This is a genomic window from Pedosphaera parvula Ellin514, from assembly GCF_000172555.1.
Lineage (GTDB): Bacteria > Verrucomicrobiota > Verrucomicrobiia > Limisphaerales > Pedosphaeraceae > Pedosphaera.
This window is the reverse complement of record NZ_ABOX02000055.1, coordinates 1-19158: the sequence shown is the minus strand read 5'-3', so window position 1 is coordinate 19158 and position 19158 is coordinate 1. Positions and strand designations below refer to the sequence as shown.

The following is a 19158-nucleotide window of genomic DNA, read 5'->3' as shown; positions in this document are numbered from 1 at the left end:
GCTCCCTGACTTTACCAAGTGCAAGCATCTCTTATATAGGGTGAACTCCCAATGGACTAGGCCACTGGTTCTGAAGCGCGCAGCAACAGCAGATGCTCACCATCTTCCAGGCTATTTCGTATCCGTCATCACCTGCAAAAAAACTTTGCAAGCGGGTCCCTTAATAAATGCAGTAAATCAGTATTGATGTTCAGAGGCTTGGAAGAAAACGGCTCAGCGACGTTTGACTGGACTGAATGCGTGACCTAACTTTTTGCGCCAACTACCAGCAATCTGGCAAGTTCAGAACAAAGGAGAGAAAAAAGACACCTTGGCAGGCGCCGTCCGTCCTCGCGAATCGGTGCGTCCTGGTGCCAGGCTGAAAATGAATTTTCAGCCTACAAACAAAGGAAAAGTATGAAAAGAAAAGCGTTATACATGGCAGCAGTTCTTGGATTCGCTGTCGCGGTGCCACAGTTTGCAATCGCAAGGGAGGATCCCAGCAGCTCAAGTAGCAGTGATAAGAGCAGCAGCAGTAGTCCGAGCAGTTCCAGTTCCGATAAGAGCAGCAGTGGCGGCACAGGCGCCAGCAGCAGCAGTGACAGCGCCAGCAGCAGCAGCGATAGCAAGCCCGGCGTTGTTATGGCAGACATGACTGAATGGCAGGCCACGATTCAATCGATCGACAAAAAAAAGCGGAAGGTCACACTGAAGACCCCGGATGGTGAAACGAAGACGGTTAAACTGGACAAAAGGGTTAAAAACTTCGATCAACTCCAGACTGGCGACCAGGTAAAAGTCAAGGCTCTGGACGCCGTGGCAATCATGCTGACTAAGCCCGGAGAAGCACCCGCAACTGCCGCTTACCATACTGCCCGGGTTGCACCTCCCGGTAACGCACCTGCCGCTGTCATGACGGAGACAGTCGAAAAAACAGCCACCGTCGAAGCCATTGATCAAAGTAATCGAACCCTCACCTTGAAGAGTCCTGAAGGTACTTCCATTCATTTGAAGGTAGACCCTGCCGTGAAGGAGTTTGATCAACTCAAACAGGGCGATCAGGTTGCCATCGTCCAAACCCAGGCGGTCGCTGTTGAGGTAACCAAGCCGGAAGCTCAGGGCGGCACCGGTTCCTCAAGCTCCACAAACACCTCCGGCTCATCATCGAGCCAGCAGCCAAAATAAATTCCTCTTCTATTCGCCGACAAAAATGCGGGTGCAAATTTACATTTGCACCCGCATTGCTTTTTTTAAAACTTCGCAGCCTGTCCCTGGCTGTGACAATATTCCGGTTTCTTATGGCGTCCCTCCACTGGGCGATCCGCTGCTGCTCGGAGCATTCGTGCCTGTGGAGCCGCTGGTGCCAGTCCCGCTTGTCCCTCCGGTGCTCGGGCCGGTACCTCCAGCTGCATTCGTCCCATAAGTGTTAGTGCCATATGCATTGGTTCCGCCCAAACTGGAGCCTATCCCGCCTGCTCCTCCGATATTCGAACTTGAACCCGTCGAGTCGCTGCTGCTCGCACCCGTACCACCGCTGCTACTGCTGCTACTGGTACTGGGACTACTCGACCCGCTGCTGCTTGGATCGGAACTGCTCGACCCGCTGCTTTGACTGTAGCCAACTGTTATTAAGGACATGGCCGCTAATATAATGAATGTTTTTTTCATAATGAATTGTGTTCAACCTAACCCATCAATTTTCTTTTGATTTATATTCACTCAATAGGGAAAAACCCCCCTCCGTTTCCCCCTGCTCCTCCATTCGAGTCCAACGCCTACTCTTCTTCACCTACTTGAAAGCGAAAACGTGGGCGGTTTTTCACAAAAGCAGGTCAGGAAGGTTTGGCAGCAGGAGTCCACAGATTGGCTATGGTAATATACTGGAATTGCGTCTTGCATATTGAATTTCGTTTGTGCACCTTATTGGACATTACTTCTGCTTTATTGCACGCAAGGCAGCTGGATTTTGTGGCAAAAAACCCGTAACATATTACAAAGGACCTCAATCGATGAAAGCATTGGTCAAAGGCAAGGCAGAACCCGGCTTATGGTTACAAGACGTGCCCATGCCCCAGGTCGGCATCAATGACGTGCTGATCAAGGTTGACCGCACCGGCATCTGCGGAACCGACGTTCATATTTATAAGTGGGATAACTGGGCTCAAAAAACCATTCCCGTTCCCATGGTGGTCGGCCACGAATTTGTCGGCGAAATCGTGGAGGTAGGCGCCAATGTAAAAGATTTCTTTCCCGGCGAAGTCGTCAGTGGTGAAGGACATGTGGTATGTGGCCATTGCCGAAACTGCCTTGCTGGACGCCGTCACCTCTGCGCCGATACCAAGGGCATTGGGGTAAACCGTCCCGGAGCTTTTGCCGAATACCTCGTGCTGCCCATGACCAATGTCTGGCATCACAATCCCTCAATTGATCGCGATGTCGCCGCGATTTTTGATCCCTTCGGCAATGCCGTTCATACCGCTCTCTCCTTTCCCGTGCTCGGCGAAGACGTGCTTATCACGGGCGCCGGCCCCATCGGCATCATGGCCGCTGCCGTCGTAAAACATGCCGGAGCCCGGTTCGTAGTTATCACTGACGTCAATCCTTACCGCCTTGAACTCGCCCGCAAAATGGGCGTCACCCTCGCCATCAACCCCAGGGAAACCAGCCTTGGAAAAGTGCAGAAAAAACTCGGCATGGTGGAAGGCTTTGACGTCGGCCTTGAAATGTCCGGTAATGCTGATGCTTTTCGCGACATGATTGCCCATATGAGCCACGGCGGAAAGATCGCCATGCTCGGTATTCCTGAAAAGGAAATCGCCGTCGATTGGAACACCGTCGTATTCAGCATGCTCACCATCAAAGGCATTTATGGCCGCGAAATGTACGAAACCTGGTATAAAATGACGGTGATGTTGCAGAGTGGCCTGGACATCAGTCCGGTCATCACTCATCGGTTCCATTATACCGAATTTCAAAAGGGCTTCGACGCCATGCTCTCCGGACAATCCGGCAAGGTGATTCTTGATTGGAAGTCAGCCTGATCCAAAAAAATTATGTACGGTGCAATAAAAGAGCGGTTGCAGAATCAGCTCATGGATATTCGCAACCAGGGCCTTTATAAATCAGAACGCACAATCACCACCCCTCAGAAAGCCCACATCAGAGTCACTGAGAGCTCGGCCGTGCTGAATCTCTGCGCCAATAATTATCTCGGTCTCGCCTGCCAACCGGATGTCCTGAAGGCTGCGCATGAAGGATTGGATAAGTGGGGTTACGGCCTCGCCTCGGTCCGGTTCATTTGCGGCACCCAATCGCCTCACAAGGAACTCGAGAAAAAGCTCAGCGAATTCCTGGGCACGGAAGATACGATTCTTTACAGTTCTTGTTTCGATGCCAACGGTGGCTTGTTCGAAACGCTCCTCAGTGCAGAGGATGCCATTATTTCCGACGAGTTGAATCACGCCAGCATCATCGATGGCATCCGCCTCTGCAAAGCCGAACGTTTTCGCTATAAAAATAACGACATGGCCGACCTGGAAGCCAAACTCCAGGAAGCCAAAACCGCACGCTCGCGCATGATTGCCACCGACGGAGTCTTTTCCATGGACGGTTACATCGCCAACATCGCTAAAATCTGCGATCTCGCCGAAAAATATGATGCCCTGGTAATGGTGGATGATTCCCACGCTGTCGGTTTCGTCGGCAAACGCGGTCGCGGCACTCATGAATATCACAACGTCATGGACCGCGTCGACATCATCACCGGCACACTCGGCAAAGCCCTGGGTGGCGCCAGCGGCGGTTATACCAGCGGCCGCAAGGAAATTATCGAGTATCTGCGCCAGCGCTCGCGACCCTATCTTTTTTCCAACACGCTCGCTCCCACCATCGTTGCCGGTTCTTTGAAGGCACTTGAACTTCTCTCCAGAAGCACGGAACTGCGCGATAAGCTGGAAGCTAATACTATTTACTTCCGCGAAGGCATGAGCAAACTCGGCTTTAATATTTTGCCCGGCACTCACCCGATCGTACCAATCATGCTGGGCGATGCCTCGCTCGCGGGCCGGGTTTCGGAAGCGATGTTGCGCAAAGGAGTCTACGTGATTGGATTCTCCTATCCTGTGGTGCCGCAAGGCAAAGCCAGAATTCGCACCCAAATTTCCGCCGCCCATTCCCTGGAAGATCTCGAATTCGCCATTTCCAAGTTCTCTGAGGCAAAGCAGGAGCTTGGGATTTAATTCAAAGTCATACCACTACTCTCAGTTGTTTTGGTAGCCGTACTCACGAAGTCAGTGTATAACGGCCTCACGAGACCATGATACATTTACTTTGTGGCCCCACGGCAGCGGGCAAAACAACGTATGCCAAAAAGCTCATTCAAGAAGGTAATGCCATTCATTTTGCATTGGATGAATTACTGGTACAAACGGCTTTTCCCGCATCTCCCGACCCTGCTTTCATGGTAGGGCTCATCGACCAATCTCAATCCCATATTCTTCGAATTCTTCAGCAGTCGGAAACCCACATCGCTCAAAGCCGTGACGTGGTGCTTGAAATTCCCACGTTCAGGCGCGACCACCGCGATGTTGTTCGCGGCTGGGCGGCCGGGTTGAAGCAGCCCTTGACTCTGTATCACTTTTCGGCAGACCGAACCAAACGTCTGGAACGGATGCACAAACGAAATGCGGAACGCGGCTCAACTTTTTCCTATCATGTGCCCGAGTGGCTCTTCGAGTGGGTCGATCAGGTATTTGAAGTTCCCGCAGCGGACGAAGGTGCGGTTCGCATTGATACAAACTAATGCCGTGGCGGTATAATCCTCTACCGATAAATATCCACCAAAAATATCATCGCCTCGCCCTTGCCAATATTCACAATGGCATGCGGCACATCCGCCCGGTAATGCGCAGAGTCGCCCCGCTCCAATTCCTCGACATCGCCGGCCGATTCCACCCGGATTTTGCCCTTTTGGACGGTAAGAAACTCCCGGGTTCCCTCAAAATGCGGCGCACTTCGCAACGCCCCGCCTTCTTTTAATTGAACCTCATAAAACTCCACATCTTTCTCCAGATGCAGTGGTGAAAGCGTCCGTATCTGGCAATCATTGTCGGACCGATAATGATATTCGTGGTCACTGGCACGAATCACCAACACCGATGACATCGCCTCGGGTGTTTCCACCAACTCTGCCAGGGACATCCCAAAAGCGCGTGCAATCCTGAACGCCACTGCCAGTGTGGGATTCGCCTGGTTCCGTTCCACCTGGCTGATCATCGACCGGCTGACCCCGGAGGCGTTCGCCAGCGAATCAAGGGACCAGCCACGCTCGGCTCTAAGCTGTTTCAAACGCCGGCAAAAATGGTTGCTGGTCGAATCTGCCGGCCGCGTCGTCCCAACCGGTTTGGCCTTTGCTTTTTTGGCTGCGTTGGTCATCGAGTGTGTTTATTATACTGGAAAAAATTTCTTGCAAAGTGGAAAAACTGGGTTCACTTTAATAAATGCCATTTCCGCTTTGTCGGATTTTTACTGCAACTGTGACCGGCGTGGCAACAACTATTAGCGTTCCCGCCATTTCGGCGAGACATTTTTCGGGCACCATGGAAATGCTGTAACGGTCTCCTGGTTAATCGAACACTGATATGGAAAACAATTATCTGGAAAGTGATAAATCATCGAGCTTCGACTCCATACTCTCGTTTCGCCAGACACGCAACGCGTTTACCCTCATCGAACTCCTCGTCGTGATCGCCATCATTGCCATTCTGGCCGGACTCCTTCTCCCCGCCCTGAGCAAGGCGAAGGAGAAAGCCCAAGGCACTGGTTGTATGAATAATACCAAGCAACTAACCCTGGCCTGGTTGCTGTACGCCGGGGATAACAACGACGTCCTCGTTCCCAATTTACCGGGTACCTCTCAGGGCGGTTGGGTGGAAGGTGTGATGAGTTGGAGCGCTGATCCACAAAACACCAATCTCAACCTGCTAACCCAAAGTAAACTGGCGCCATATACGGGAAAGAGCGTCGGCATCCATCATTGTCCGGCAGATAAATCAACAGCCCCCGTGGTCGGCGCAAGGGTGCGCAGTGTTTCAATGAACGCCTTTGTTGGCAACCCGGGCCCCAGCTTTCTTCCATCCCAACATCTATTTCCCGCGTGGCAGCAATTCTTGAAGATGAACGACTTTCGTACTCCCACTGGAATAATTGTTTTCCTGGATGAGCATCCCGACAGCATCAACGATGGTTGGTATGTTTATTGCACCGGCGATGGGCCGCCAGAACTCAATGCCTGGAGCGATCTCCCCGCCTCCTACCACAACCGGGCTTGTGGCTTCTCATTTGCCGACGGGCACTCAGAGATTCACAAATGGCTTAATGGCAGCACCGTGAAACCAAACAGACAGGGCGGCGTGAGTCTTCCCCTGCCGGTTCCCGCCAATGAGAAGGACGATATCACCTGGGTTTATCAACGAAGTACATACCAGTAACTGCAACAAGCATCCTCATTTTGCCCGCCGCTTGATCGCATAACCATATGGCACAGGCCAGTGCGGCTCTTCCTCCAGAGCGTGCTCGGCTTTCAACGCCCAATAGGGTTCACGCAATAGTTCCCGTGCAAGGAACACCATATTGGCATCGCCACTGGTAATGATTTCGTCTGCCTCCCGCGGTTCAGTAATCAGTCCCACCGCGCCAGTTCTAATGTTTGCTTCGTCGCGGATGCGTCGGGCCAGCGGTACTTGGTAACCTTTTCCCACCGGGATGCGCGCTTCGGGAATTATTCCTCCGGAGGAGACGTCAATCAAATCCACTCCCAAGGCCTTAAGGCGCTTAGCTAGTTCGACAGATTGCTCAATGTCCCATCCACCATCCACCCAGTCGGTCCCGGAAATGCGCACGAAAAGCGGCAACTCGCCGGGCATAAAACCGCGAAGTCTTTCAGCCACGCGCAACAACAATCGCATCCGATTTTCCAGGCTGCCGCCATACTCGTCCGTGCGATGATTGCTGAGCGGCGAAAGAAACTCATGCAACAAATAGCCATGGGCCGAATGAATCTCCAGAACCTTGAACCCTGCTTTCAACGCCCGTTTTGCGGCGGCTTCGAACATGGCTACCACCTCATTAATGCCTTCAATATCCAACGCGATCGGCAGCGGGTCTGACGCTGCGAATGGAATCGGACTTGGAGCAACCACATCCCACCCTCCCTCCCCGCGGGTTTTAAGACGGTTTCCTCCCTTCCAAGGAACGTCACAACTTCCCTTCCGTCCGGCATGAGCCAGTTGAATACCGGCAATCGCTCCCTGCTTGTGCACAAATCTCGCAATGCGCGCCAGAGGTTCGATATGGTCCTCACTCCAGATGCCCACATCTCCGGGCGAAATACGACCTTCCGGCGTCACAGCCGTCGCCTCAACAATCACCAACGAGACTCCCCCCACCGCCCGGCTGCCTAGATGAACCAGATGCCAATCGTCCGCGAACCCGTCTTTGGCGGAATACTGGCACATCGGCGACATTACAATCCGGTTGCGAAAAGTAATGTCCCGGATTGTTAGCGGGCTGAGCAGGTCAATTTCTGGAACATCGCGATCATGTGCCGTTTCCGTCCGGCACCCATGCGCAGTGAAGTGGGAACTTTGTTGTTCTTCGGGAATTGTTTTGGGCTCTTTCATAATGGAATATTGATTCTGGTTGGTTTGTGATTCCTCTTGGTCAAATTGATATAAGCACCTCAGTGGCTTGTAAGACGGCAACACCTCTTGCCCATTTTTATCGACTCCTCTACCGATTACCCTAGCACATCCACGATCTATTATGCCCTCGGGTTGTCATCTAAATAGGCAAAACCACTCCTGTTGCATAAAGAATTCACCCGCCCGTGCCATTTCAATCATTATGCTCCATAATTCCCTTCAACACCATACATCCCGGCTATTTGCGATGTCTTAAGAGGTGTTTCTCAGAAGGTTGACACAAGCCCAATCCCCATTACATTTTTGCCTGAATGGCTAAAAAGTCCGTAGTTGCACCTGCTGTAATTCGTCTTCGCGGCGTCCGGCACAACAATTTAAAAAACTTTGATCTCGATCTGCCCCAAAATCAGTTGATCGTCATCACTGGCCTTAGCGGCTCCGGCAAAAGTTCGCTTGCTTTCGACACCCTCTTCGCTGAGGGCCAGCGCCGCTATATCGAAACTTTTTCCCCTTACGCCCGCCAGTTTTTCGACCGCATGGACAAGCCCCAGGTCGATAGCATCGAAGGCATTCCGCCCGCCATTGCCATTGAGCAGCGCAATTCCGTCAAGACCACGCGATCCACAGTCGGCACCATGACCGAACTCTGCGATTACATGAAGCTGCTCTGGCCTCATGTCTCACAACTCTACTGTCGTCAATGCCATCAACCCGTCCGCAAGGACCCGCCTCAGCGGATCTGGGAAACGCTTTCTGCCGAACAAAAAACCAGGGACAATGGAGCGAAGGTTGACGAAGTGTTGGTAACCTTTGCATTGCCCATTTCCGAAAAGCTTTCACTCGATGAATCGCTCGCGCTGATTAGCAAACAAGGGTATCAACGGCTCCTGGTGAACAACAAAGTTGTGCGTCTGGAGGAAGCAACCGACCTTTTACGCCGGGTAAAGCCAGAAACGGTCACGGTCATTCAAGATCGCGTCAAAATTGCCAGAGAAAACCGCGCGCGTTTTGTTGAAGCCTGTGAGCAGGCCTACCATTTTGGCAAAGGAAAACTTTCCCTGCATTACGTGACCGCTGAGTCCACTGACACGCAACACGCAATACGCCACATTCGACCTTTCTCCAACAAGCTCCATTGCGCCACCTGTGACATCGATTATAAAGAGTCTTCCACGGCTCTCTTCAGCTTTAATCACCCGATCGGTGCCTGTCCCACCTGCCGTGGTTTTGGTCGCACCATCACCATCGATTACGACCTGGCGTTACCTGACAAAACCAAGACGCTCGCCGAAGGTGCCGTGAAGCCATGGCAGACCGGTCAAGGCGCAGAGTCACAGGCCGATTTGATGAAATTTTGCCGAACTCGTCGCGTTCCGACCGATGTTCGATTCAAGGATTTGCCAGCGGGATTTCAGGATTGGGTTATCAATGGCGATAAGGACTATGGCAAGGATTCCATGCATGAATGGCCTCGCGCCTGGTATGGCATCAAAGGTTATTTCCGCTGGCTCGAGTCTAAAGCCTACAAGATGCATGTCCGCGTTCTGCTCTCGCGCTATCGTTCATATGTGCTTTGTCCCGATTGTCATGGCCAGAGGTTCCAGGCGGAAACCCTGCTCTATAAAGTTCAGAGCAAATTTTCCCCACGGAATGCCCCTTCCAATGGCTCAAGCCAAACTTCATTGATCACGCTCTCCGACTTTTATCGTCTGCCATTACGCGATGCCCTGGCTTTCATCGAAGAACTCTCAACGAGGCACAATGTCAAACCTTCCAGCCCACTGGGTCTGATCTTTAACGAAGTCCGTGCCCGCCTCGGTTACCTCAACAACGTCGGGCTCGGTTATCTAACCTTGGACCGCCCCACCCGCTCCCTTTCCGGTGGTGAAACAGAACGTGTGAATTTGACCACTTGTCTCGGCACACGGCTCGTGAACACGCTTTTCGTACTGGATGAACCGAGCGTCGGATTGCATCCACGCGATACAGGGCGGCTGGTCAATATTCTGGAACAGCTCCGGAATGCCGGCAACACCGTCGTGGTCGTGGAACACGAAGCGAGCGTGATGCGTGCGGCAGATCAAATCATCGACATTGGCCCCGGCCACGGTGCCACCGGTGGTCAGGTCGTCTTTCAAGGTTCATACACTGATATTCTCAAATCTCCCGTTTCGTTGACCGGCCAATACCTCAGCGGCACGCGCGATATCCCGCTTCCTCAACGTCGCCACGTGCGCCTTGAGACCAAAGGGGCCAAACCCACCAGGAACGGCCGCGGCCAGGCTGCTGCCGAACCCGCAAAGACATCTTTTTTAACGCTTGCTCATGCTATTCAACACAACTTGCAGGATCTCACTGTAAGAATCCCATTGGAGCGGTTCGTTTGCATCACTGGCGTCAGCGGTTCGGGCAAAACCACCCTTGCCCGCGAAGTCCTGCTGCCATTGCTCAGCTCCAGCCTGAATGAGCCGGAATCATCCCCCAGTGAATCGGAGGACAACGAGGAAACGGAGCACGCAACACGCAACACGCAACTTGGTAACGGCCACACCCCCACCCTCACAGGTTCAGAGTCACTCGGTCGCGTCGTGCTCGTGGACCAATCCATCCTCGGCAAAACGCCTCGCTCCAATCCCGCAGTCTATATCGGGGCCTTCGATGATATCCGCGATGTTTTTGCCCAGTCTGAACTTGCCAGGCAACGTGGTTTGAATTCCAGCGCGTTCAGTTTCAACTCCGGCCAGGGTCAGTGCGAACGCTGCCGTGGAGCCGGCTTTGAGAAAATTGAAATGCAGTTCCTGAGCGATGTCTTTATCAAATGCCCCGAGTGCAATGGCCGTCGTTATCGTCCTCACATTTTGGAAATTAAGGTGCAACCCCCTTTGGTTTCCAGCAACGCCGCCAATGCAGACTCGCGCAGCAGGGAGATGAGCATTGCCGATTTACTGGATGCCACCGTGGACGAAGCTGTCGATTTTCTGTCGCAGTTTCTCGATTCAAAAGCCGCCAGCCGCGCGGCACAAAGTTTGAAGTTACTACAGGACGTTGGCCTGGGTTACCTCCGGGTGGGGCAACCCATTAACACATTGTCCGGCGGTGAAAGTCAGCGGTTGAAACTGGTTCGCCATCTCGCGGAGTTCAGTCATTCCAGTGCCGGGGACACCAAACCCACACTTTTTCTGTTTGACGAACCAACTACTGGCTTGCATTTCGACGATGTCCGCGTGTTGCTCAAGGTTTTTCAACGCCTGGTGGATGCCAGGCATTCCGTGGTCATCATAGAGCACAATCTCGATGTGATTAAATCCGCGGATTGGGTCATTGATCTTGGCCCTGATGCCGGGGACCGCGGCGGAGAGATCGTTGCTGAAGGGACGCCCGAAGAAGTGGCAGCTTGTGCGAAAAGCCATACTGGACAAGCTCTCAAAGCAGAGCTTGCCGGCGAACACCCGGGCTAAGTGGGTCAACGAGCTGGTTCGGCAAATATAGTCGGCCGATATCCATGGTCCAGCAGCACATCGTGCAACGCGGGAATATTCGTTTTGCTGCTGTCGTAAGTTACATGAACCCTGCGATTTGGCCGGTCAACGCGCACCTCTTTCACCCCGTCAACTGCCTGTAAGGCGTCGTTGATGATGTTCACGCAGCTATCGCATGTCATTCCGTCAATCTCAATGACATGCGTCTCCAGCAGCCTCTCTTCCGGACTCAGGTTCGCTATGTTCTTCTTGTCCATATCATCCTCTGTTCCTAACATGATGGAGGAAAATGGCCTGCGCAAATTTTTCCTTTAATCCGTTTCTCCAAGGATTTATCATTTCATTATGCGCAATCCTTCCGATCCAACGCGAACGCCCCTGTCGCGCCGTCGTTTTTTGCAAGCTGCGGGCATGCTCAGCGCGCTTGGTTTCCTGGGCGGCAGCTCTGCTCTCGCTGCCGACGATACCATCTCTCTCCCTTTCGAAAACGGTGAACGTCCGCTCGTCAAATACCCGCAAAAACGTCCACTGATTCGCCAGACCACTCGTCCGCCTCAACTTGAAACTCCTTTTTCCGTCTTCAACGAGGGCGTCATCACTCCCAACGACGCCTTCTTTGTTCGCTATCATCTGACGCTCTCGCCCCCCAGTGCAAATCAGTTGGAAAATTTCAAGGTGCAGATCAAGGGCAAGGTGAAGAACGCCGCTGAACTTTCTGTCGCGGATTTGAAATCCCAATTTGAACCCGTCGAAATTGTCGCGGTAAACCAATGCTCTGGAAACAGCCGCGGGTTCTTTCAACCTCGCGTCCCTGGTGGCCAACTCGGCAACGGCGCCATGGGCAATGCTCGTTGGAAAGGTGTTCGCCTCAAGGACGTGCTGGAAAAATGCGGCGTTTCAGAAGGAGCAAAGCAAGTCACCTTCAACGGCATGGATAAGCCGCTCCTCCCCAATACTCCTGATTTCGTCAAAGCACTCGATGTGGAACAGGCACTGGACGGCGAAGTGATGCTTGCGTACGAAATGAATGACGAGGATTTACCCTGGCTCAACGGATACCCTCTGCGACTCGTCGTGCCTGGCCACTACGGCACTTATTGGGTGAAGCATCTCAATGAAATCACAGTCATAGACGAACCGTTCAACGGATTCTGGATGAATCCCGCCTACCGCATCCCGGACAATTCCTGCGCCTGCGTCGAACCCGGCACCACTCCCAAAAAGACCATTCCCATCAACCGCTATAACGTCCGCTCATTCATTACCAGCCTTGCCGAAGGAGCAAAACTCAGGTCTGCCCAAACCAGTATCGTCAAAGGCATCGCCTTCGACGGCGGCTATGGTATCCGTGAAATTCTTTTTTCTGAAGACGGTGGCAAAAATTGGCGCGAAGCGGAGCTCGGCAAGGACTTGGGCAAATATTCCTTCCGCGAATGGACCATTCCTTTTGGTCCCGCCAAGGTAGGGAGTTACGAATTAAAAGTCAAAGCCACGAATCGCATCGGCCAATCGCAGCCGATGGAACCGCTCTGGAATCCTGCCGGTTACATGCGCAATGTCGTCGAAATCACCCGCGTTTCTGTTTCCTAAACCGCCTATGAAACTTAAACTTTTCCCTCTCGCCGCGCTGGCCGCACTCTGCTTCATCGCTGACGCCGCCGAAACAAAATTCACCCTCCCGCCCGAGACGGCCAAACTAAAGCCCGGCCCTGGTTCCGAACTGGTCACCAGCCAATGCCTGCTCTGCCATTCCGCCGATTACATCAGCACCCAACCCCGTCTCACCCGCACCGTCTGGACTGCCGAGGTAAACAAAATGAAGCAGAAATACGGCGCTCCCATCTCGACCAACAATGTCGATCAACTGGTGGATTATCTGACCGTCAACTACGGCAAGGAAAACCCTACGAATCAACCATCTACAAAGTAAAGAAATCAGCCTCCATTCTTTTGCCAAACCATATACCTATGTTATTTTCACAAGGTGTTTGATGGAACTGATCATTTCCCGGAAGCGCAAAACGCTATTTTCATTCATGGTGCACGCGAGCACAATTTAAAGAATCTCTCGCTCACCATTCCTCGTAATCAATTTGTCGTTATTACTGGCGTCAGTGGCTCAGGCAAGAGCACTCTCGCCTTTGACCTCATTTTTGCGGAAGGCCAGCGTCGCTTCCTCGATTCCATGAATGTCTACGCCCGCCAGTTCGTGGATCAACTGTCGCGTCCCGACGTCGACCTCATTACCGGTATTCCACCCACGGTCAGCATCGAACAACGTAACAGCCGCGGCGGTGGCAAGAGCACGGTCGCCACGGTTACCGAAATTTACCACTTTATCCGTCTGCTTTTCGCCCGTTTGGGAACCCAATACTGCCCTGATTGCCAAATCCCGGTCGAAGCCCAGACTCGCGACCAACTTGGCAAGGGTCTGCAAACCGAACAGAAAAAACGTGGCGACCTCCTCCTGCTCGCCCCTGTCGTTCGTAACCGCAAAGGTTTTCACACCGACGTCGCGGAATGGGCTGCCAAGCATGGCTACAAGGAAATCCGTGCCGATGGAAAAATTTACCAGACCAGCGAACGCCTGCGCCTCGATCGTTTCCGCGAACATGATGTGGAAATCATCGTCGGCGTGTTGGAACGCAAGCCAGCCAAAACTGCGCGTCCGCCCCAAATGCTCATTGATGAAACCTTGAAGCTTGGTCACGGCATTCTCTTCGCCCTCGATAATCATGGCAAACTTTCGGTGCATTCGACGGAACGTGCCTGCCCCAAATGCAGCCGCTCCTTTGGGCCCCTCGACCCAAAGATGTTCAGCTATAATTCCTCTCAAGGTTGGTGTCCAAAATGCCGCGGCTTTGGCGAACTCTTTTATTTGCCTGACGTCGACCGTGGCGCCCGCGCTGATGCTATTGAGGAATCGTGGTTCGAATGGCAGGAAGGAAATCGCGAGTTGTGTCCCGACTGTAATGGCGCCCGCTTGAATCCCATAGCCCGCGCCGTCCGCCTCCGCGTAAGCGAACCGCCTCCCAGCATTGACACTGTCGCCTCCATGTCTGTCGAGCAGGCGGAACAATTCTTTCGGAAGGTAAAATTCAAGAACCACGAAGCCTTGATCGCCCGCGACATCATGCCGGAAATCAGCGAGCGGCTAAAGTTTCTTGCCGAAGTCGGCCTTGGCTATCTCCAGCTCGGCCGCGGCGTTCCCACGCTCTCCGGCGGTGAAACCCAGCGCATTCGCCTCTCCGCACAGCTTGGATCGAATCTCAGCGGCGTGCTCTACGTCCTCGACGAACCAACCATCGGCCTCCACGCCCGCGACAACGAGCAACTCCTTAACGCTCTCCAATCTCTGAAATCGCGCGGCAATTCTGTCATCGTTGTTGAGCACGATGAAGAAACGATGCGCCGCGCTGATCACGTAATCGATCTCGGTCCGGGTGCTGGCGTTCATGGCGGGACTGTGGTTGCCAGCGGCACGTTGGAAGAGCTGATGCGCCATCCTGATTCCGTTACTGGCAAATGTCTCCGCGCTAAAACCGGTTATCCTGCGCGCGGCCAACGACGCCCGGTCGGTGATCCCGCTAAAAGGACCGTCAAGAATCTCTGGCTCACCATCCGCAACGCCTCCGTCCACAATTTAAAAAATCTGACGGTTCATTTTCCTTTGAACCGCTTTGTGACAGTCACGGGTGTGAGCGGCTCTGGTAAAAGCACGTTGATCCGCGAATGCCTTCTACCCGCTGCCGATGCTGCCATCAAAGGTCGTAAATCCGGCGCCAAAGTTTCCAACTTGTCCGGCCATGATTTGTTGCAGGCCGTGTACGAGGTGGACCAATCACCTATTGGCCGCACGCCCCGCTCGACTCCAGCGACGTATGTCGGCTTCTTTAACGTAATCCGCGATCTCTTCGCCCAGATCCCGGAAGCCCGTCTGCGTGGTTACACCTCCAGCCGTTTTTCCTTCAATAGCGCGCAAGGCCGTTGCCCTGAATGCGAGGGAGCTGGCATCATCAAAATGGAGATGAATTTTCTGCCGCCTGCATTTGTGCGTTGTGAAGTATGTGAAGGCTGCCGTTTTAATCGCGAGACGCTCGACATTGAATTTAGCGGCAAGAACATCGCACAAGTGCTGGAAATGTCCGTGGAAGAAGCGATGGAGTTCTTCACCGCCTTCCAAAAAATCAAACGCCCGCTCCAGGCCTTGTGCGACACCGGCCTCGGCTACATCAAGCTCGGCCAGACCAGCCCCACACTTAGCGGCGGTGAAGCGCAACGCGTCAAGCTCGTCAGCCATCTGCTCACGGGATTGAGGGAGCCGGATCAGTTCGAACGCGTCCCAAAACGCAATCTCTTCATTCTGGAGGAGCCCACCATCGGACTGCACATGGCCGATGTAAAACGTCTCGTCGACGTTATCCAGCGCCTCGTCGATGCCGGTCATTCGGTAATCGTCATTGAGCATAACCTCGACCTGATCGCCGAATCCGACTGGGTCATCGATCTTGGCCCCGAGGGTGGACAGGAAGGCGGAACGATTGTTTCGCAAGGCACACCGGAGGAAGTCGCGCGCAACAAACGCTCGCATACCGGGCAGTTTTTACGTACGCTCCTGGCCGGAAAATGAGCAAGCCTTACGAAGAATTGTTTGGCGGAGAAATCTGTTTGCGACCGCCACCCGGACCTCGCCACGAGGAGATTTGTAAACGCTTGCACGATCGTGTCGCGACCAGTGTCGGAAATGGCTCCGTGGTGCAACTGCTGTCACCTCGCACTCGGATCGCTCTGTCGCTTGACACCGAAGTCGCTCCAGATCTGACGCTCGTCATGGCCGCCAACCAAAAGCCTTTCCTGGTCGTGGAAATCGTCAGCCCGGAGGATCATCGCTGGGATACCGTGACGAAAAAATCCCTCTACGAAGAAATTAAAATCCCCAGACTCTGGATGGTTGACCCGCGTTACAACAACGTTGAAGTTTATCATGCCGGGCAGTATGGATTGACACTCAAGCAGATTCTGGCAGTCCGCGACGTTCTTTCCGACCCTCTGCTGCCGGATTTTCAATACGCCATGTCAGAGTTGTTTAAAGCGTAGGTCCCTTTCATTAGGACCGCTCAAATCCTCCTCCCACCGTATACTGTCACCTCCGATCCTTCTGCTAGAAAAGCAGAACTCGGCTTGGCATTCAGGAACGGCACAAACTTTTCACCGTAGAGCCCCTTCACACTACATTCCAATAGCGCTTCTTCCGCCTGCCAGACCCGCCATTTCGGATGCTCAACTCGATACTCCACGCAACCTCCATTTTTCTGCGCGGCGTATCCCCAATAATGCTCGGTAATGAATTCCTCCAACGCCCCTTCTTCCACCAACTGGGCACTCCCTTCTGTCTTCAAATGAATGCGATTCCAGCAACCTTGAAATCGCCATTCGTAATCTGTCGTTGGATTCGGTTTCGTAAGATCAAGTTTATGTCGAGTCGGCAGCGCCACGTAGTTTTCGTTGTAAAACAGCCGGGCAACTGCGGCGATCGCAAAACGTGGAACAATTTCCGCAATGAACACCACCCCACGTCTCCAGCCTTCCGGCCCTTTCCGTCGCACGTAAAAGCGCAAATTGATTTCTTCAAAATTCTCATGGAATGGGATGGCAAGGCCGCGCACCCTCGTCTTTTGAAACAGGAAGGCTACCATGCTCACATAAGTTTTACCGTCCCACGAATCCAGTTCGGTTCCCATGGGCACATAAGGACGCAAGATTTCCGGATCGAACTCGTAATTCAACATGGCAAGATAACGCCATTCAGCCGTAAGAAACGTCCGCTCGCGAATTGGCACTTTACCTATACTGGAGGATTCCATTGCTTAAACAGTAGCGTTTCGAAACCGGAATTGCTAATAGTCATGCCATGAAATTGGTTCCACGCATTTTCGCCGTCACTTTGGTTCTCATCTGTGGTCCTTTGGCGCAGGCCGAAACTTACGATCTTATCGTGCGGCACGGTCGCGTGGTGGATGGCACGGGCAATCCCGCCTACTTTGCTGATGTTGCAGTCACCAATGGCCACATCGCCGCCATCGGCAGAATCGATGGCGATGCGAAACGGGAAATTGACGCGAAAGGCCTGATTGTGGCTCCTGGATTTATCGACGTGCATACCCACGCTGACGAGGTTGCCGAAATGCCATATGCGGAAAATTTCATCCGCATGGGTGTCACCACGATTGTGGTGGGCAACTGCGGGGCTTCAGAGCTGAATATCGGCAACCTTTTCAAAAACATAGAAGCCACCAACGCTGCACTCAACGTTGCCTCCCTCATCGGCCACGGAACCGTGCGCGGAAAAGCCATGGGCGGTTCCTTCATGCGTCCGCCAACTCCGCAGGAACTGGACAAAATGGAGGGTTATGTCGATCAGGCGATGCGGGATGGCGCGGTGGGCCTTTCCACCGGGTTGATTTATCTGCCCGGAACCTTTGCCAAAACCGAGGAAATCATCGAACTCGCCAAAGTGGCTTCGAAGTATGATGGCATCTATGCCAGTCATATGCGCGATGAAGGCACCGGCATTTACAAGTCGTTGAATGAACTCTTCCGCATTGCCCGGGAAGCCCATATTCGCGCTGAAGTTTCCCACATCAAACTCTCCGGCAATTCAGTCTGGGGACAGACCGAAAAAGTAATTGCCGCCATCGAAAATGCCCGTGCCGAAGGTCTCGACATCACCCAGGACGAATACAGTTACGATGCCTCCAGCACCGGCATGAGCCAGCTTGTGCCTGATACTGCCCGCGAAGGCGGTCACGAAAAATTCCGGGAACGCATTAAGGATCCCGAACAGAAGTCCGCCATCATTGCCAAAATGAAGGCCAGCCTGAAAGAGCATGGACGAGATAATTACTCATACGCATTCATTGCCGAATATAAGCACGACCGGTCGTTACAAGGCCTTGATATAACCGAAGCCGCCAAAGCCAAGCGCGGTTCTGACTCCCTGGATGATCAGATCGAAATGATCCTGGAAATCGAGAGCAATGGCGGCGCCTCGGGAGTGTTTCATGGCATCAATGAAAAGGATCTCCAGATTTTTATGAGTCAACCCAACACCATGATTGCTTGTGATAGCGGCCTGCGCGAGTTCGGCAAAGGCGTGCCCCATCCGCGCGGTTATGGCAACAATCCCCGTGTGCTTGCGCGCTATGTTCGCGAGACTCACACCCTCAAGCTGGAAGATGCCATTCGCAAAATGACGACGCTTCCCGCCCAGACCTTCCAATTCAAGGATCGCGGCCAGTTGCGGGAAGGCAACTGGGCCGACCTCACCATTTTCGATCCCGAAAAAGTTCAAGATAACGCCACCTACAAGGAACCTCACCATTATCCCTCGGGTATCCCGTTCGTGATCGTAAATGGTGTGGCAGTCATCAAAAACGGCGAACTTACCGGCGAGCGCCCAGGCAAGGCCCTGCGTCACACCCCCAGCATACAATAAGTGCCCGTACTTCGGGGCAGCCTGCTAATCTCCGATTCCGTCCTTCCAGGCTGAGTTGAGTGTATATACGGAGAGTGACTGAATGGTCACGGAACCGCCGTCTGCTTTCACGGAAAGGCCGTTTTCATTTGGCAGCACGAACCTGGTGGATGAAATTTCACCCTCATTCACAAACGCCTCGATCGAGGCACGATCCACTAAAATCTCCACCGACTTTATTCGCCCCATGACGGAAACCGGGCCGGTGCCGGACTCGATCGACTTCGGAGTCAGAACGACCGGGATGCCTCGTATGTTAAAAGTGAGCCTGGCTCCTTCTGGAATTTCGACCTCCGCTTTAATGTGAAACAAACGACCTGAAGGCTCCAACGGCAGCACTTCATTGGCCTTCAAAACGCGATTCGTCCAGGCATCCTGCCCTTTGTGAAGCATTGCAATTTCGCGAATGGGTTGACGATATAAACGGGGACCGTTCGGAGTGCTTCGTAGCGTGAGTTCGCAGGGA

Annotated in this window: 15 protein-coding genes and 2 pseudogenes; 11 read left to right on the top strand and 6 right to left on the bottom strand. The window is 53.2% G+C overall.

Annotated elements, in window-relative coordinates:
• The first annotated feature begins 396 nt into the window (after positions 1-396).
• Entirely contained in the window at positions 397-1164 is a 768-nt protein-coding gene (locus CFLAV_RS27160; RefSeq protein ID WP_007418103.1) for a hypothetical protein, read from the top strand.
• A gap of 111 nt (positions 1165-1275) precedes the next feature.
• On the opposite strand, the gene CFLAV_RS35235 is transcribed toward CFLAV_RS27160, so the two are convergent.
• Positions 1276-1617 (bottom strand): hypothetical protein, encoded by a 342-nt coding sequence (locus CFLAV_RS35235; protein WP_150107623.1) that lies wholly within the window; start codon positions 1615-1617, stop codon positions 1276-1278.
• Between the two features lie 371 nt (positions 1618-1988).
• On the opposite strand from CFLAV_RS35235, the gene tdh reads away from it, so the two are divergent.
• The 3 genes from tdh to CFLAV_RS27140 all read left to right on the top strand — a co-directional run bounded on the left by tdh (position 1989) and on the right by CFLAV_RS27140 (position 4780).
• A complete protein-coding gene (gene tdh, locus CFLAV_RS27150; RefSeq protein WP_007418101.1) occupies positions 1989-3020 on the top strand; it encodes an L-threonine 3-dehydrogenase in 1032 nt (343 codons plus the stop codon).
• A gap of 12 nt (positions 3021-3032) precedes the next feature.
• On the top strand, positions 3033-4217 hold the full coding sequence (locus CFLAV_RS27145) for a glycine C-acetyltransferase (protein WP_007418100.1): 1185 nt from the start codon (positions 3033-3035) through the stop codon (positions 4215-4217).
• Positions 4218-4294: 77 nt separating this feature from the next.
• Entirely contained in the window at positions 4295-4780 is a 486-nt protein-coding gene (locus CFLAV_RS27140) for a P-loop nucleotide/nucleoside kinase family protein (protein ID WP_007418099.1), read from the top strand.
• A 20-nt stretch (positions 4781-4800) separates the two neighbouring features.
• Here the strand turns inward: CFLAV_RS27140 and CFLAV_RS27135 are convergent, their stop codons facing one another.
• Entirely contained in the window at positions 4801-5412 is a 612-nt protein-coding gene (locus CFLAV_RS27135; RefSeq protein ID WP_007418098.1) for a helix-turn-helix domain-containing protein, read from the bottom strand.
• A 206-nt stretch (positions 5413-5618) separates the two neighbouring features.
• Between CFLAV_RS27135 and CFLAV_RS27130 the strand changes: the two genes are divergently transcribed.
• Positions 5619-6467 (top strand): type II secretion system protein, encoded by an 849-nt coding sequence (locus CFLAV_RS27130; protein ID WP_007418097.1) that lies wholly within the window; start codon positions 5619-5621, stop codon positions 6465-6467.
• Between the two features lie 15 nt (positions 6468-6482).
• On the opposite strand, the gene CFLAV_RS27125 is transcribed toward CFLAV_RS27130, so the two are convergent.
• Positions 6483-7658, bottom strand: a complete 1176-nt coding sequence (locus tag CFLAV_RS27125) for an NADH:flavin oxidoreductase/NADH oxidase (protein ID WP_007418096.1) — start codon at positions 7656-7658, stop codon at positions 6483-6485.
• Positions 7659-7990: 332 nt separating this feature from the next.
• Here CFLAV_RS27125 and uvrA (CFLAV_RS27120) point away from each other — a divergent pair.
• Positions 7991-11107: pseudogene (gene uvrA, locus CFLAV_RS27120) on the top strand (excinuclease ABC subunit UvrA); the annotation flags it as partial.
• A 35-nt stretch (positions 11108-11142) separates the two neighbouring features.
• On the opposite strand, the gene CFLAV_RS27115 reads toward uvrA (CFLAV_RS27120), so the two are convergent.
• Positions 11143-11415 (bottom strand): heavy-metal-associated domain-containing protein, encoded by a 273-nt coding sequence (locus CFLAV_RS27115; RefSeq protein WP_160164672.1) that lies wholly within the window; start codon positions 11413-11415, stop codon positions 11143-11145.
• 88 nt (positions 11416-11503) lie between these two features.
• On the opposite strand from CFLAV_RS27115, the gene sorA reads away from it, so the two are divergent.
• From sorA to CFLAV_RS27095, 4 genes and pseudogenes are all read left to right on the top strand, one after another.
• Positions 11504-12748, top strand: coding sequence for a SorA family sulfite dehydrogenase catalytic subunit (gene sorA / locus CFLAV_RS27110; protein ID WP_007418093.1), 1245 nt, complete (start codon positions 11504-11506; stop codon positions 12746-12748).
• Between the two features lie 7 nt (positions 12749-12755).
• Positions 12756-13088 (top strand): SorB family sulfite dehydrogenase c-type cytochrome subunit, encoded by a 333-nt coding sequence (gene sorB, locus CFLAV_RS27105; RefSeq protein WP_007418092.1) that lies wholly within the window; start codon positions 12756-12758, stop codon positions 13086-13088.
• Between the two features lie 54 nt (positions 13089-13142).
• A pseudogene (gene uvrA / locus CFLAV_RS27100) lies at positions 13143-15788 on the top strand (excinuclease ABC subunit UvrA); the annotation flags it as partial.
• On the top strand, positions 15785-16255 hold the full coding sequence (locus CFLAV_RS27095; RefSeq protein WP_007418090.1) for a Uma2 family endonuclease: 471 nt from the start codon (positions 15785-15787) through the stop codon (positions 16253-16255). The pseudogene uvrA (CFLAV_RS27100) and the gene CFLAV_RS27095, both read left to right, overlap by 4 nt.
• 20 nt (positions 16256-16275) lie before the next feature.
• Here CFLAV_RS27095 and CFLAV_RS27090 read toward each other — a convergent pair whose 3' ends face one another.
• The gene (locus tag CFLAV_RS27090; protein ID WP_007418089.1) at positions 16276-17022 is read right to left on the bottom strand and encodes a YqjF family protein; all 747 of its coding nucleotides are present in this window, start codon (positions 17020-17022) and stop codon (positions 16276-16278) included.
• A 47-nt stretch (positions 17023-17069) separates the two neighbouring features.
• Here CFLAV_RS27090 and CFLAV_RS27085 point away from each other — a divergent pair, with 47 nt between their 5' ends.
• Positions 17070-18653, top strand: coding sequence for an N-acyl-D-amino-acid deacylase family protein (locus tag CFLAV_RS27085; RefSeq protein WP_007418088.1), 1584 nt, complete (start codon positions 17070-17072; stop codon positions 18651-18653).
• A gap of 24 nt (positions 18654-18677) precedes the next feature.
• Here the strand turns inward: CFLAV_RS27085 and CFLAV_RS27080 are convergent.
• Positions 18678-19158, bottom strand: a 481-nt coding sequence (locus CFLAV_RS27080; RefSeq protein WP_040550394.1) for a GH32 C-terminal domain-containing protein, incomplete at its 5' end; no start/stop codon positions are given.